Origin of the sequence: Streptococcus sp. Marseille-Q5855 (assembly GCF_946901985.1) — a bacterium.
GTDB lineage: Bacteria > Bacillota > Bacilli > Lactobacillales > Streptococcaceae > Streptococcus.
Genome location: NZ_CAMPPR010000006.1, coordinates 59,514 through 75,460 on the forward strand (window position 1 = coordinate 59,514; position 15,947 = coordinate 75,460).

Annotated in this window: 9 protein-coding genes and 1 pseudogene; 1 reads left to right on the forward strand and 9 read right to left on the reverse strand. The window is 41.3% G+C overall.

What is annotated here, in order from left to right:
- Positions 1-15: 15 nt before the first annotated feature.
- From pnp to OC529_RS06790, 5 genes and pseudogenes are all read right to left on the reverse strand, one after another.
- On the reverse strand, positions 16-2,229 hold the full coding sequence (pnp, locus tag OC529_RS06770; protein ID WP_000166424.1) for a polyribonucleotide nucleotidyltransferase: 2,214 nt from the start codon (positions 2,227-2,229) through the stop codon (positions 16-18).
- Positions 2,230-2,715: 486 nt separating this feature from the next.
- Positions 2,716-3,582 carry a methylenetetrahydrofolate reductase [NAD(P)H] gene (gene metF, locus OC529_RS06775; protein WP_262081797.1) on the reverse strand — a complete coding sequence of 289 codons (867 nt, stop codon included), beginning with the start codon at positions 3,580-3,582 and terminating at the stop codon, positions 2,716-2,718.
- A 102-nt stretch (positions 3,583-3,684) separates the two neighbouring features.
- Positions 3,685-5,934 (reverse strand): 5-methyltetrahydropteroyltriglutamate--homocysteine S-methyltransferase, encoded by a 2,250-nt coding sequence (gene metE / locus OC529_RS06780; RefSeq protein WP_262081798.1) that lies wholly within the window; start codon positions 5,932-5,934, stop codon positions 3,685-3,687.
- 524 nt (positions 5,935-6,458) lie between these two features.
- On the reverse strand, positions 6,459-6,752 hold the full coding sequence (locus tag OC529_RS06785; RefSeq protein ID WP_262081799.1) for a helix-turn-helix domain-containing protein: 294 nt from the start codon (positions 6,750-6,752) through the stop codon (positions 6,459-6,461).
- A 48-nt stretch (positions 6,753-6,800) separates the two neighbouring features.
- Positions 6,801-7,286 (reverse strand): annotated as a pseudogene (locus tag OC529_RS06790) (transposase); the annotation flags it as partial.
- 156 nt (positions 7,287-7,442) lie between these two features.
- On the opposite strand from OC529_RS06790, the gene OC529_RS06795 reads away from it, so the two are divergent.
- Entirely contained in the window at positions 7,443-8,444 is a 1,002-nt protein-coding gene (locus OC529_RS06795) for an endonuclease/exonuclease/phosphatase family protein (RefSeq protein WP_262081800.1), read from the forward strand.
- A 221-nt stretch (positions 8,445-8,665) separates the two neighbouring features.
- On the opposite strand, the gene pheT is transcribed toward OC529_RS06795, so the two are convergent.
- The 4 genes from pheT to OC529_RS06815 form a co-directional block, all read right to left on the reverse strand.
- Complete coding sequence (gene pheT, locus OC529_RS06800) at positions 8,666-11,071, reverse strand: phenylalanine--tRNA ligase subunit beta (protein WP_262081801.1); 2,406 nt, start codon at positions 11,069-11,071, stop codon at positions 8,666-8,668.
- Between the two features lie 76 nt (positions 11,072-11,147).
- The gene (locus OC529_RS06805) at positions 11,148-11,657 is read right to left on the reverse strand and encodes a GNAT family N-acetyltransferase (protein WP_173219840.1); all 510 of its coding nucleotides are present in this window, start codon (positions 11,655-11,657) and stop codon (positions 11,148-11,150) included.
- Entirely contained in the window at positions 11,657-12,703 is a 1,047-nt protein-coding gene (gene pheS / locus OC529_RS06810) for a phenylalanine--tRNA ligase subunit alpha (RefSeq protein ID WP_173282626.1), read from the reverse strand. Before pheS ends, OC529_RS06805 begins: the two co-directional genes overlap by 1 nt.
- Positions 12,704-13,070: 367 nt before the next feature.
- Positions 13,071-15,749, reverse strand: a complete 2,679-nt coding sequence (locus OC529_RS06815; protein WP_262081802.1) for a TOTE conflict system archaeo-eukaryotic primase domain-containing protein — start codon at positions 15,747-15,749, stop codon at positions 13,071-13,073.
- Positions 15,750-15,947 lie beyond the last annotated feature (198 nt).

Here is a 15,947-nt window from a genome sequence, read left to right on the forward strand (position 1 = left end):
ACATTTCTCCTTTTCTTATTCTGAATCTTTTGGTGTTTCTGTAAATTCTTTCTTAGGTTTGTGATCCTTGTGATGACGTGGGCGGTGAGGACGCTCTGATTTTTCACCTTTTTCATCACGTTCAGGTTTTGGAGGACGAGGAAGAAGGGCTTTCATAGAAGCATCCACACGTCCTTTTTCATCAATCTTGATAACCTTAACATCAACTTCGTCTCCGATGGCTACCAAGTCTTCGACATTATTGGTACGCGTCCAAGCCATTTCAGAAATGTGAACGAGGGCATCTGTCTTGTCAAAGAGGTTGACAAAGGCACCAAATTTCTCGATACGAACGACTTTAGCACGGTAAACTTCATCCACTTTGGCTTCACGAACCAAACCAGCAATAATCTCTTTAGCACGGTTAATAGCATCTTGGTCGCTAGAGTAGATAGACACATTTCCTTCTTCGTCGATATCAATCTTAACGCCTGTTTCAGCGATAATCTTGTCGATGGTTTCTCCACCCTTACCGATGACAATCTTAATCTTGTCCACATCAATCTTGATGGTATCAATTTTCGGAGCAGTTGGAGCCAATTCTGGACGAACTTCTGGAATGGTTGCTTCAATCACATCAAGAATTTCAAAACGGGCTTTCTTGGCTTGGGCAAGAGCCTCAGTCAAGATTTCTGCTGTAATCCCTTGGATCTTGATATCCATTTGAAGGGCTGTAATCCCGTCACGAGTACCTGCAACCTTGAAGTCCATGTCTCCAAAGTGGTCTTCCAAACCTTGGATATCTGTCAAGACTGTATAGTTGTTTCCATCTGAGATGAGACCCATGGCAATCCCTGCTACTGGCGCCTTGATTGGCACACCACCAGCCATAAGGGCAAGCGTTCCCGCACAGATAGAGGCTTGAGAAGAAGAACCATTTGATTCCAAGACTTCTGCCACCAATCGGATAGCATATGGGAATTCTTCCAAACTTGGCAAGACTTGAGCAAGAGCACGCTCACCAAGAGCACCGTGACCGATTTCACGACGACCTGGCGCACCGTAACGACCAGTTTCCCCTACAGAGTATTGTGGGAAGTTATAATGGTGCATAAAGCGTTTCTTATACTCTGGATCCAAACCATCAATGATTTGAGTTTCTCCCATCGGAGCCAAGGTCAAGACTGAAAGAGCCTGAGTTTGTCCACGAGTAAAGAGACCGGAACCGTGCACACGAGGAAGGAAGTCAACAACCGCATCCAAAGGACGGATTTCATCAACCTTACGACCATCAGGACGTACCTTATCTTCTGTGATCAAACGGCGCACTTCAGCGTGTTCCATTTGTTCCAAGATTTCAGCCACATCACGCATGATACGGTCAAATTCTTCGTGGTCCGCATATTTTTCTTCGTAAACAGCAGTTACTTGGTCCTTAACTGCTTGAGTTGCAGCTTCACGAGCCAATTTTTCTTCTACTTGGACCGCTTTTTGGAGGTCGCTGTTGTAGGCTGCGATGATTTCAGCTTGCAAGTCAGCATCCACATGAAGCAATTCTACTTCTGCTTTTTCCTTACCAACAGCTGCAACGATTTCTTCTTGGAAGGCAATCAATTCTTTGACTGCTTCATGCCCTTTAAGGAGAGCTTCCAGCATGATTTCTTCTGACAATTCTTTAGCACCAGACTCAACCATGTTGATGGCATGTTTGGTACCAGCTACTGTCAATTCAAGGAGAGATTGCTCTGCTTGTTCTTGCGTAGGGTTGATAATGATTTGACCATCTACATAGCCCACTTGTACCCCAGCGATTGGGCCGTCAAATGGAATATCTGAAATGGAAAGTGCCAAGGATGAACCAAACATAGCAGCCATTGGTGCAGAAGCATTTTCATCATAAGAAAGCACAGTGTTGATGACTTGTACTTCATTACGGAAACCTTCCGCAAACATAGGACGGATTGGACGGTCAATCAAACGCGCTGTCAAAGTCGCATCCGTTGAAGGACGTCCTTCACGTTTCATAAAGCCACCAGGAAATTTCCCAGCCGCATACATTTTTTCTTCATAGTTGACTTGGAGAGGGAAGAAGTCCCCAGTTGCCATCTTCTTAGACATCACGGCAGCAGTCAAGACAGTTGACTCACCGTAACGCACGACAACAGAGCCATTTGCCTGCTTAGCAACCTGACCAGTCTCTACAATTAACTCACGACCCGCAAAAGTCGTTTGAAACACTTGTTTTGTCATTTTAATCCCCTTTGGATTGATGAAATTATACGCCTTGCCTACAAAAATCAAGATACTAAGGGCGTGAAGAATCCCGTATGAAAATAGGAGATTGACGCAGTGTACCATGTACACCAGGAAATCTATCTTTTTCACTAGGGATTTAGCCCGTGTTCAATTACTCAAGATACAAATCATTAGAAAGGTTTGATACTAAAGCATCTAAACCTTTCACGCTAATCGCTATCAGGCGATTAGCTAAATGCTTTACTAACTCTCTCGTCAAATAATATCGATTTGACTCGTTCGTGTCGCTCTTTCCTACCGTTAGTCATCAGAAAGGTTTGATGCTAAGCCTTCAGTTTAAATTCATTGTATTATTTAATACCCTCATCTTTGTATCAAGTACGTACAGAGTCTATTTTATCATATTTTTCTTAAAAAGTGCGGTCTTTACCATTAAAAAGGAACCATTCCCCTCAGCTGAGAAGAATGGTTTGCTTTTTATTATCCTAGAGACTGGTGATTAAACAAGGCATGGGTTGCTTGGTGGATGTATTTTGCTGTATCCGCATTGTTCATGGTGTAGAGATGCACACCGGCCACATCCTGAGTTACCAAGTCCACGATTTGGTCCACTGCATAGGCAAGTCCTGCTGCTCTGAGCGACTCAGGGTCATGCTCATACTTGTCTAAGATGGCTTTAAATTTGCGTGGAAGGTGGATATTCTCACAAGTCTTCAAGAGGCGGAGAGCCTGATTTCGATTCAGAATTGGCATAATCCCTGCATGAATAGGAACATCAATCCCAGCCAAGATGCACTTGTCTTGGAAATCATAGAAGCGCTCATTGTCAAAGAAAAGCTGAGTTACAAGGCTCGAACAGCCTGCATCCACTTTCTTCTTAAGATTTTGAATATCTGAAATCTGATTTGATGAATCTGGATGGCCTTCTGGATAACAAGCACCAACAATATCAAAGTGAGGGGCTTGTTCCTTGATGAACTCGATCAAGTCAGTTGCGTAGCGGAAATCCTTTTGTGGTTCCACATCAGGAATAATATCCCCACGAAGAGCCAAGATTTTCTGCACCCCAACCTTGTCCAAGTCTGCAATAGTTTCAGCAACTTTATCCTTGGTCAAATAGATGGCTGGCAAGTGAGCAATAGTAGGAATCACCAAGTCATTTTGGATAAAGTCAGCCAAACGAACCGTCGTTTCCTTGATATTAAATTTATTATTGCTGGCAGTTACACTGATAAAGTGAGGAGCCAACTCCTGCATATCTTGAAGAGCAGAAATAATGTTATCATTACCCACGGCTGGGTTTGGAGGGAACACTTCAAATGAGAGTGACGGTGTTTGGCGTGACATAGTCATTATCCTTTTCTAGTTGATTTTTTCGTTAGCTGGACTCTTAGAATCCAAATGAAACAGGCAGATTGACCAAACAGTGCTTCTAGAGAAATCCTTATCTTACAATTTCTCACGCGCAGCTTTAGCTGCTTCAACAAGGCGGATCAAGCTTTCTTTTGTTTCTGGAATACCACGTGTTTTCAAACCACAGTCAGGGTTGATCCAAACTTTCTTGCTTGGCACTTTAGCAAGGATGGCTTCGATTGTATGGTCGATTTCGCCTTCATTTGGCACACGAGGTGAGTGGATATCGTAAACCCCAGGTCCCACTTCTGTTTGGAAGTTTTTCGCTTTGAGTTCGTCCAAGATTTCAAGGTTTGAACGGCTTGCCTCAAATGAGATAACGTCCGCATCCATGTTGTCGATAGCTGGGATGATATCTGTAAATTCTGAGTAACACATGTGAGTGTGGATTTGAGTATCTGGCGCTACTGTTGAGTGTACCAAGCGGAAGGCAGGAATTGCCCAGTCAAGGTAGTCTTCGTACCAGTCGCTACGACGGAGTGGCAATTTTTCACGAAGAGCAGCCTCGTCGATTTGGATGATTTTCACACCAGCAGCTTCAAGGTCAAGCACTTCATCCTTGATAGCAAGGGCGATTTGAAGAGTAGAATCCTTGATAGAGATGTCTTCACGTGGGAATGACCAGTTGAGGATGGTAACAGGTCCAGTCAACATACCTTTAACAGGTTTGTTTGTACGGCTTTGTGCATAGCTAGACCATTTAACAGTGATAGGGTTAAGACGAGTGACATCACCCCAGATGATTGGTGGTTTAACCCCGCGCATACCGTATGATTGTACCCAACCATTTTTAGAGAAGAGGTAACCTGACAAGTTTTGACCGAAGTACTCAACCATGTCATTACGCTCAAATTCACCGTGAACAAGGACATCAAAGTCGATATCTTCTTGCCATTTGATCCATTCATCGATCGTTTCAGCAAGGAAAGCGTCGTACTCTTCTTGAGACAATTCACCTTTACGGTAAGCCAAACGTTTAGCACGAACTTCTTTTGTTTGAGGGAATGAACCGATCGTTGTTGTTGGAAGAGCTGGAAGTTTGAAAGCTTCTTCTTGAATAGCTTCACGTTCTGCAAAGGCTGGCAAACGAGTGTAGTCTGCGTCTGTCAAGCCAGCGATACGCGCACGAAGTTCCGCATTTTCACCAACACGCTCAGTCGCAAAGAGTTCTTTGTTAGCCGCAAGTGCTTCTTCACCTTGACCATTGCGGATAGCATCCAAATCACGAATCTCATCCAATTTTTCAACTGCAAAGGCAAAGTGGTTCAAGATTGCTGGTTCAAATTCTTCATTAGCAGTTGTAAATGGCACATGAAGAAGTGAGCATGAGCTTGTCAACACAATGTTTTCAGCTGGGATTTGCTCAAGAACAGCCAAGCTCTTTTCGTAGTTGTTACGCCAGATGTTCTTACCATTGACAATACCTGCATAAAGAGTCTTGTCAGCTGGGAAACCACCTTTAACGAGTTCAAGAGTTTTCTTACCTTCAACGAAATCAAGACCGATAGCATCTACTGGCAATTTCACAAGGTCAGCATAGACATCACGAACATCACCGAAGTAAGTTTGAAGCAAGACTTCAAGACCTTTTTTGTCAGCCAAGAGTTTGTTGTAGAGGTTCAAGAAGAGAGCTTTTTCTTCAGCTGTCAAATCTTTTACAAGAGCCGCTTCGTCCAATTGGATACGAGTCGCACCAAGTTCTGCCAATTTAGCAAAAACTTCTTGGTAAGCAGCCACTAAGCTGTCTACGAAGTCTTCTGCTTTCACGCCTTCTTCAAAGTCTGACAATTGAAGGAAAGTGAATGGACCTACAAGAACTGGACGAGTGTTCAATCCAAGTTCTTTTGCTTCTTGGAACTCATCGAAGATCTTGTGACCTGCAAGTTTGACTTGAGTGCCTTTTTCAAATTTAGGCACAATGTAGTGGTAGTTGGTGTTGAACCATTTCTTCATTGGAAGGGCGCGAACGTCCCCTTTTTCTCCTTGGTAACCACGACCCAAAGCGAAGTAGCGCTCAAGGTCAGACAAGTCCAAGTTTTGAACTGAAGCAGGTACCACGTTGAAAAGGAAAGCTGCATCTAGGAAGTTGTCATAGTGAGAAAAGTCATTTGATGGAATTTCAGTGATACCTTTTTCTTTGACAATGTTCCAGTGTTTCGCACGCAAGTCTTTTGCTGCAGCAAGGAGTTCTTCTTCTGAGATTTCTTTTCTAAAGTATTTTTCAGTTGTAAATTTTAATTCGCGGAATTCGCCCAAACGAGGGAAACCGATGATTGTAGTTGACATGATGTGTCCTCCAAAATTTGTTGTTGAAACTATCTTAACAGAAAAGAAAGCGTCTGTATAATTGTAAAAAATTAGGCTTTGATATAGTTTGAAACTATATCTCCGTTTTAGACAAAAGAAAAAGACTTGAGACAAATGCCTCAAATCCTTTGTGTAGCTTGTTTTTTAACTATATTTCCGTTAGACTGGCCAAACGCGTTATTAGTAATTCTTATAAGTGACTATGGCTTGTTATTAGAAAAGACTATAGGTTGATTTTTCTTTTGTAATTCTGATATTTCCCTGAAAAGTGCGGACGGGAGCAACTTACTTCGTAATTTCATCCCTAATTTTTGAGCCAGAATGTCTCAAAAATTCCGTTCTAGATAATAATAAATTATTATCTAGAATACCACTATAGCGGGAAATATCCGCTAAAAGCTCACTTCGTTCACACTTGATATAAATAAAGCATAATTTTTCTATATTATACACTTGAGGCACTATAACTGTTAAATTTGTTAAAGTTTTCCAACTTCTTCCTATCAACTTTTTCTCTGTTCGAGTGGGACGACTGCTAGTGTCTTTCCTAAACTGGCTAAAACTTTCAAGACTGTATCCAACTGAGGACTTGTCTTGCCTGTTTCCATCCTAGCTATGACAGGCTGGCTTACTCCACTGAATTCTTCCAGCTTTTTCTGGCTGATTCCTTGGTCATGCCTAGCCTCAATCAGCTCACTCATGATAGCCACTCGCATATCACTTTCAAGAATTTCCTCCTTTGTAAAGAGTTGAGATCGGACATCCTTCCAGTTACTCCCAATAGCACTATTCTCCATCACTTAGCCCTCTTTCTTTTACGTCTATGTATAATGAGCGAATTATGATTCGATAGATTGACCAGCGGGTTTAAAGTTGGAACTAGCTTGTTTCTTAAGCGCTTTTCCTTTTCTAGGATAGAGCAGATCCTGTTTTGATAATCCTAATTTTCCATGATGAATCCAATAGTAAATGGTTGAAATTCCCACGTTAACGCCCTTAGCCATCACCATCATTTCAGGCGAAAATTTTTGGTTATGATAGTGGAGAATCTTTTCCTTTAGTTCCTTGGTCAAGCTTGATTTCTTGACCGAGCGCTTGCGATTATTTTCATAAAATTGTTGAGCGTAGTCGGCAGAGTAAAGCTCTTTACCCCCCTTTCCCAAGACATTTTCGGACTGTCCCACGCTTGATTTCAGTATGGATGTTTGAGGAGCTTTTCCAAATAGAGAGGCAATTTCTCTATTTGATTTTCCTTCTTTTTTCCATCGTTCGATTAAGCAACGACTATCGATTGTCAAATGTTTGCCTTTTGTAGTATAATTGTCTTGCATTTCTGTGCCTTTTAATCATTTCAATCTTAAATTGGACTTTTTTTTACTTGGGTTGTACTTAATCTATGAGGAAGACAAGAAAAAGAATATCAATCAAGTGAAGTCACAAAGTCACATTAGCTCCGAGCAACCATTGCAAATTGAGGTACTCATACAATGATTAAAATATTTCTCTCTGCCTTTTCTGTCATTCTCTTCGCTATCCCTATCATAGCTTATTCTTTTTTCCCATCTTCTAATCTTAATATTTGGCTATCTACCAGACCTATCTTGGCACAGATTTATGCCTTTCCCTTAGCTACTGCAACTATGGCTTCTATTTTAAGTTTCTTATTTTTTTCCCTATCTTTTTACAAGAAAAATAAACAAATACGGTTTTACTCTGGCATTTTGCTCTTACTATCGCTCATATTACTATTATTCGGAACAGATAAAACCCTTTCTTCTGCATCAAATAAGACTAAAACCTTAAAATTAGTAACTTGGAACGTCGCTAATCAAATAGAAGTACAACATATTGAGCAAATTTTTAGCCATTTTGATGCCGATATGGCTATATTCCCTGAACTAGCTACCAATATCAGAGGTGAGCAAGAAAATCAGAGAATCAAACTATTGTTTCATCAAGTTGGACTTTCTATAGCCAACTATGATATTTTTACTTCTCCACCTACTGACAGTGGAATAGCTCCTGTGACTGTGATTGTCAAGAAAAGTTATGGTTTCTATACAGAAGCTAAAACTTTTCATACAACACGTTTTGGGACAATTGTATTACATTCGAGAAAACAAAATATACCAGATATCATTGCTTTGCATACTGCTCCTCCTCTGCCAGGTTTAATGGAAATCTGGAAGCAAGACTTAAACATCATTCATAATCAACTGGCTTCAAAATATCCAAAGGCTATTATTGCAGGTGATTTTAATGCAACTATGCGTCATGGAGCACTTGCAAAAATAAGCTCTCATAGGGACGCATTAAATGCACTTCCACCTTTTGAAAGAGGAACTTGGAATAGCCAAAGTCCAAAACTTTTTAATGCAACAATAGATCATATTTTATTGCCTAAAAACCACTACTATGTTAAAGATTTAGACATTGTAAGTTTTCAAAACTCTGATCATAGATGTATTTTTACAGAAATCACATTTTAATTATTTTATACTCTTCGACAATCTCTTCAAACCATGTCAGCATCGCCTTACAGTAGACATATGGTTACTGACTTCGTCAGTCTTATCTACAACCTCAAAACAGTGTTTTGAGCAACCTACGGCTAGCTTCCTAGTTTGCTTTTTGATTTTCATTGAGTATTATATAAAATCACCCCTCTAGTGTTCATGAACTAGAGGGGGAATTTGTATCCTACTATCGTTTAACGCACTTCTGCATTGACTTTTTCTTCGAGAGACGCTTGGATTTTTTCCATGTAGCGTGCGACTTCTTCGTCCGTTAAGCTATCTTCTGGATTTTGGAAAGTCAAGCTATAAGCCATTGACTTCATACCAAGTCCCAATTTTTCGCCTGAGAAGACGTCAAAGAGTTTGATATCTGTCAAACGTTTTACGCCGGCAGCTTGGATTGCATCCACAACTTCTTGGTGAGTCACTTCTGCCTTGAGGAGAAGGGCAACGTCACGGCTGACTGCTGGGAATTTCGTGATTTCTACAAATGGAGCAGCAGGTTGAAGGGCAGCTTCGATGGCTGAAAGGTTGAGCTCAGCTACATACGTTTCTGGAATATCGTAAGCCTTAGCGGTGACTGGATGCACTTGGCCAAGGAAACCAAGAACTTGGTCACCGAGTGAAATGACTGCTGTACGACCTGGATGAAGGCTAGCGATTTCAGATGTTACTGTATAGGTCACTTCTAGTCCCAAACGAGCAAATAGCGCTTCTAGGATTCCCTTAGCATAGAAGAAATCAACTGGAACTGCTGCTGTTTGGAAATCTTTTTCAGCAACCAAGCCTGTCAAGGCAAAGGCAAAGCTGTTGATTTCATTTGGAAGTTCTTCTTTTGGATTACCTGTTTGTTCAAAGACTTTTCCAATCTCGTAAAGGGCCAAGTTTTTGTTCTTACGAGCTACGTTATAAGCCACCGTATCAAGGATACCAGAAATCATATTTTGACGGAGGACAGAACGGTCCACTGTCATTGGCCACATAAGTTCTGTAAGGTTACTTGGTTGAGCCGTAAACTCAACTGCTTTTTCAGGAGTTGTTAGAGCATAGGTGATAATTTCTGTCAAACCTGCCCCTTCAGCAATGGTACGAACTTGACGTCGAAGTTTTTGTGTTGCTGTCAATTCACCAGCTGTCCCATCGTCTTTTGGAAGACTGGTTGGCAAGCGGTCATAACCATAGATACGAGCGATTTCTTCAAAGAGGTCTGCCTCGATAGTGATATCCCAACGACGACGTGGGACTCTGACTGTAAAGCTATCTGCATTTCCAGAAAGGCCAAATCCAAGACGACGGAAGACATCTTCTACATCCGCGTAAGAAAGTTCTGTACCAAGGACACGGTTAACATCAGCAAGCGTTGAAGAAACTTCCACATCAGAGGTATCAAGTTCACCTGCTGAAACGATGCCTTTACGCACCGTCGCACCTGCAAGTTCTGCAATCATACTAGCCGCTGCATCAAGGGCTTCATTGACTGTTGCCACATTGATGCCTTTTTCAAAGCGAGAAGAGGACTCAGAACGAAGGTTGAGGCGACCGCTGGTCTTACGAATTGATTTACCATTGAAGACTGCAGCTTCAAGGACAACACGACTAGATTTTTCAGAGATTTCTGTTGCTTGACCACCCATGACACCTGCAAGAGCAACTGGCTTGTCTGCGACAGTGATGACTAGGTCATTCACGTCCAAATCACGTTCTTCACCATCTAAAGTCACCAATTTTTCACCAGCACGCGCTTCACGCACACGGATGTCTGTCCCTTCAAAGGTATCCAAGTCAAAGGCGTGCATAGGTTGACCAAAGTAGAGAAGGATATAGTTGGTCACGTCCACTACGTTATTGATTGGACGGATACCTTCATTCATAAGAATGTTTTGCAACCATTGTGGACTTGGTGCGATAGTCACATTGTCCAAGATACGAGCGGCATAGTAAGGCGCCTTGTCTGTCTCAATGCCCACAGAAAGAGCATCTGCTGCAGCTTGGTCAGTTTCTGTTAGAGTAAATTCTTTAAAGTTGACCGCCTTGTCATAGATGGCTGCCACTTCGTGAGCCACCCCACGCATAGAAAGGGCATCCGCACGGTTGGGTGTGATAGAAAGTTCGATGATTTCATCATCCAAGTCTAGATATGAGAAGACTTCATCCCCAGGAACGGCATTTTCCGGCAAGATTTGAATGCCATCTGCAAATTCCTTAGGCACAACGGAGTCAGAAATTCCCAGTTCACCAAGTGAACAGATCATCCCAAGTGACTCAAGACCGCGGATTTTCCCTTTTTTGATCTTGTAATTGTCAGCGATGCGAGCTCCTGGAAGAGCCACCATAACCTTGATACCAGCACGCACATTCGGTGCACCACAGACGATTTGACGGGCTTCTTCTTCGCCAACGTTAACCTGACAAACATGGAGGTGAGTTTCTGGCACATCTTCACAAGACAAGACCTCACCGACGACAATTTTTGAGAGACCAGCAGCAGGTGATTCGACACCTTCTACCTCGATCCCTGTAGTTGACATTTTTTCAGCCAACTCTTGTGATGGCACATCAATGTCCACCAATTCTTTTAACCATTTATAAGATACAAGCATAATTTAATTCTCCAGAATGACAGTTGTCCCTCTGGTTCTTTTCCTTTCCTATCATTTCAATAGAAGAATCCTCTTCTTACCTTAATTTCTTTTTCAGCAACCAATCCGTATCTACTTTTTGACCAACCATAAAATGATGTTGGCTAAATTTTTCAAAACCATATCGGTTATAAAACGCTTGAGCTTTTGTATTATGCTCCCAAACACCTAGCCAAGCCCAAGAAAAACTATTTTTTGTAGCAAGTTCAAGAGCAAATTCAAACAGTTGCTTACCGAATCCAAATCCTTGGAATTTTTGTAGCACATAGAGGCGTTGAATTTCAAAAGCATCCTCTAATTCTCTCTCAGTTTGAGCACTTCCCCAGTTGACCTTGAGAAAACCAGCTATCTCCTCTTCATGCATAATGAAATAGGTTTCGGAGTCAGGATTTCCCAACTCAGTTAACAAAGTTTTCAGACTATAAGCCTCTTCAAAGTATTCCTGTAACTGCTCTTCCGTATTATCATGGGTAAATGTTTCACGAAAGGTTTGTTTGGCTATGTTAGCCAACATCTCAACATCTGCCATTTCTACTTTTCTAATCATTATTTAAACTGTTCTGAGAAGCGGACATCTCCTTGGTAGAATCCACGGATATCGTTGATTCCATAACGGAGCATAGCAACACGCTCTTGTCCAAGACCAAAGGCAAATCCAGAGTAAACAGTCGCATCGATACCACTCATTTCAAGGACACGTGGGTGAACCATACCGGCCCCCATAATTTCGATCCAACCAGTTTTCTTACATACGTTACAGCCTTCTCCACCACACTTGAAGCAAGAAACATCCACCTCAACAGATGGCTCTGTGAATGGGAAGTAAGATGGACGCAAACGAATTTGACGCTCTTCACCAAACATTTTTTGGACAATCAACTGAAGGGTTCCTTGAAGGTCTGCCATAGAAATGTTCTTCCCAACAACCAAACCTTCGATTTGGTGGAATTGGTGACTGTGGGTCGCATCGTCTGTGTCACGACGGAAGACACGCCCTGGTGAGATCATTTTCAAAGGACCTTTAGAGAAATCATGGGCATCCATAGCACGCGCCTGAACTGGAGACGTGTGGGTACGGAGCAAGATTTCTTCAGTGATATAGAAAGTATCCTGCATATCACGGGCTGGGTGATCTTTTGGAAGGTTCATACGTTCAAAGTTATAGTAGTCTTGCTCTACTTCAAAACCATCCACGACTTGGTAACCCATCCCAATGAAAATATCTTCGATTTCTTCACTGGTTTGTGTGAGAACATGACGGTGACCAGTCGCAACAGGACGACCTGGAAGTGTCACATCAATACTCTCGCTAGCTAATTGTGCAGCGACTTTCTTTTCTTCCAAGAGCTTAGCTGTTTCTTCAAAAGCAGCTGTCAAGACATCACGAGCTTCATTTACGTGTTTCCCAATGATTGGACGCATCTCAGCAGAGACATCTTTCATCCCTTTGAGGATTTCAGTGAGCGAACCCTTTTTACCAAGGACAGCGACACGCAAATCTTGCATCTCTTTTTCATTTTCAGCAGTAATCTGCTTCAAGCTAGCCAGCGTTTCTTCACGAAGCGCTTTTAATTGTTCTTCAATAGTTGACATAATTCCTCCATCAGTCGCTCGTAGATAAAAAGAAAACCACATGCCAAAAACTCCAATCGGAGCGTTGACACGCGGTACCATCCGTTTTCATCTGACAAGTCAGACCTTCATTTCTAAATCCATGCGCAAGTGAATTCACCCAGCTTTCATATAGAGAGCTTGCAGTCACGGCTCTCCTCCCTGATATACTTCCCTTGGGCTACTAGTCTTGCAGATTCCTATCCAATTACTACTTAGTTTATCAGATTTTTACCATTCTTGCAAGACCTATCTCACTTCTGCTTGTTAGCTGCGATTCGAATGTGAAAATGTCATCACTCTCACTAAAGAAATGAAAATCATACATAGAAATTTTTAAAAATTTTCTCTATCGTAAACCTGCCACTATTTCAGAAACTATACAAGCTGATTCCAAACGTAATATGGTCATTTCATCTACCTTCCCTAATAATGGCATTGCACCATACCAAACAATGGTCTTGTTTACCAAAAGAATAGGCGTGACTATTTTTGATTGAGTAAAAGATACTTTAATTTTCTGGCTCTTCAACTGGTCTAGCCATGTTTTATTTGCAACCGTCTCTGGTACACATATCTCAATTTGACTAATCCTAAATTCTTTTAGAAATTTCATCAGTTTTGTCTGGTGCACATAAGGTAAAATAAGCAGACACTCCTGTCTTTCCCCTGCCAAGTCCTCTCTCAGCACATTCTCATATCTACTATCAACATAAACGAATTGTTTCTCCTCACCCTCAATGACACAATAATCCATCTTTCGATAAGCTACTTGTCGTTTCTGAAACATCTTTTCTAAATAAGGAACATGAATATCCACATAATCGAAAATACGTACCAAAGACTTATCCTTGTAGTTTCTATGAATCCGACCTGCATACTGAATCAAATTATTTTTCCAAGAAAAGGGCGCTGCCAAGATAAGCGTATCTAGCTGAGGCAAGTCAAAACCTTCGCCAATGTATTTTCCAGTAGACAGCAAAACAAACCCTTTATCTAACTGTTCTAACGTCTCCAGTAAACTTGTTCTCTCTCGGACTTTGGTTTTGCCACTAATAATATAAAAATCATCAACCTCTTTCTCTTTCAATAACTTTTCAAAGACATCTATCTGTTGAATTCGATTGACTAGAACCAAGATATTCCGCCCTTCTGTCACTTGGTCTAGAATATCCTTGAGAATCATCTGATTCCTCACTGAGTCTGTCGCAATCCAATCACTAAGCTGTATAAAATTACTTGCTTTGGTCTTTTCAATCTCCAAATGACCAAAAGAAGTGAATCTTAATTGCAATTGCCGTTTAAAATCCGTTTCCCTCTTATCAGCAGTATGGAGTATCTCACCAATTCTCTGAAAAACAATAGGTTCATGACCATTCTTACGTTCAGGCGTAGCCGTCAAACCGTAAAGATACTTCCCTCTAAACTGTGCCACAACTTTTTCAAACATCAAAGCAGACACGTGATGACACTCATCCACAATCATCATCTCATACTTATCCAAAAGACTTTGACTATTTTCCAACTTAAATAGAGATTGGATCATAACGACATCAACCAGTCCACTCAGCCATTTCTTAGTCCCACCGTACTGCCCAACATAGCCTATTACCCTTTCACGACCTGATGCCGTATAACGGGTAGCTTCTTCCTCTTCGAAAGTCAAAAAATGGTTTAAACGATCCAGCCATTGGTCTAAGAGTTGCCTATTATGGACTAGAATAATTGTTTTGGTCTTACGTTCAGAGATGAGAGCAGCACCTAAAACGGTCTTCCCAAAACCAGTCTCCGCATGGAGTAAACCATTTTCTTTGGAAATCATATCTGACAGGGCTAACTCTTGCTCCAAAGTGAGTTCTCCCTTAAATTCCACTCTAATAGACCTTTGTACCTTTCTCCTATCTTCCACAACGACCTGCTTAAATTTATCTTGCAATGGATATAGCAAACCTCTCGGCAACCATAAATAATGATCGGATTCTCCAAATAAATACATTCGCTCAGGAATTTGATAGGTTGGCTGTCGCATAGCCTGCTTTAAATAAAATTCGGGATTAGAAAATGAAGCCATATTTTTCAAGAAAAAAAGTGTCTTGGGTGTCACAGACGATTTTTCAAGTTGGATCATATTGGATAAGATGACCTTCAACTCCTTATCCAATTCTTGCTTCCCTAACTCCTCTTGGATTAACAGTGCCACTTTAGCAGTTGAAACCCTCTGAATCTCTTGTAGATACCTCCATTGGTCTTCATAAGGCTGAAACTGTTCATCCACAAAGACCGTTCTCCCTTGATGGTAAGCTTCTCCTTGAAAAGGCAAGGCAATCAAATTTCCAAATCCCCCCTTAGGAAGGACATCCTGATTTGGAAACATGCGATCAAAAGAATCAAAGGACAGTTGCATACTTTCCTGCATAGCCAGTTCTAACAATTTCTTTCCAAACAAGCGAGCCTCTCGACTCGGAATCGCTTCCTCAAAGAAGAACCAAATATGGAGTCCGTGACCCGAACGAGAAATCTCTAAATGGGCTTCCATCTGGCGTTCCCTGGCTATTCTTCGAATGGTTAAACCAGCTTCTTTCCAATCTCCTTCATCAAAATCCAGTACCAAAAAATAACAGCTATCATCTAAGTGCATAGGAAAGATACCGATAGCTGTCTCCCCACGAAAATGAGATTTCAAAACGGAGTCCGTTAATGTCTGGAAACTCCGTTTTTCAGGCGGCAACTGCTTCCAACCATAATCATAGGATGGAAAATACTGAATTTTCCCTTGATCATTGATAAAACTCTTAGCATAAACATCATAACGGCCAGCAAACACAGAGGTAAACAATTGTAATTTTTCTTGCGTCGTCAAGTGACTACTTTGAAGTTGGAACATCTCCTCGAACTGAGAGCGTTCCATCACAAACTGACTCTTGTCTTTTAGACGTTTACACAAGAAAAACTCACTATCCCCATTAAAAGAAGAAAAGACATCAAGTACTTCTACCACAATTCCATCCAAAGACACAAAAACAGCCATAACAATCACCTCCTTGATTCCTATAGGCTGATTATAACAAGAATAGCTGAAATTGTACACGAAAATAAAATCCGAATAGCACTGAAAGTACGAAATAAATAGAGTTTAAACGAGCAATCTATAAAATAAAAAAAAACACATATTATCAAGCGACCTAAATCTTTGATGATATGCGTTTTCTTGTAGGAATATTTACTT

Excerpts from the sequence above, each read along its gene's own strand:
- pnp (WP_000166424.1), bottom strand. The coding sequence starts at position 2,229 with ATGACAAAACAAGTGTTTCAAACGACTTTTGCGGGTCGTGAGTTAATT.
- metF (WP_262081797.1), bottom strand. The coding sequence starts at position 3,582 with ATGTCACGCCAAACACCGTCACTCTCATTTGAAGTGTTCCCTCCAAAC.
- metE (WP_262081798.1), bottom strand. The coding sequence starts at position 5,934 with ATGTCAACTACAATCATCGGTTTCCCTCGTTTGGGCGAATTCCGCGAA.
- OC529_RS06785 (WP_262081799.1), bottom strand. The coding sequence starts at position 6,752 with ATGGAGAATAGTGCTATTGGGAGTAACTGGAAGGATGTCCGATCTCAA.
- OC529_RS06795 (WP_262081800.1), top strand. The coding sequence starts at position 7,443 with ATGATTAAAATATTTCTCTCTGCCTTTTCTGTCATTCTCTTCGCTATC.
- pheT (WP_262081801.1), bottom strand. The coding sequence starts at position 11,071 with ATGCTTGTATCTTATAAATGGTTAAAAGAATTGGTGGACATTGATGTG.
- OC529_RS06805 (WP_173219840.1), bottom strand. The coding sequence starts at position 11,657 with ATGATTAGAAAAGTAGAAATGGCAGATGTTGAGATGTTGGCTAACATA.
- pheS (WP_173282626.1), bottom strand. The coding sequence starts at position 12,703 with ATGTCAACTATTGAAGAACAATTAAAAGCGCTTCGTGAAGAAACGCTG.
- OC529_RS06815 (WP_262081802.1), bottom strand. The coding sequence starts at position 15,749 with ATGGCTGTTTTTGTGTCTTTGGATGGAATTGTGGTAGAAGTACTTGAT.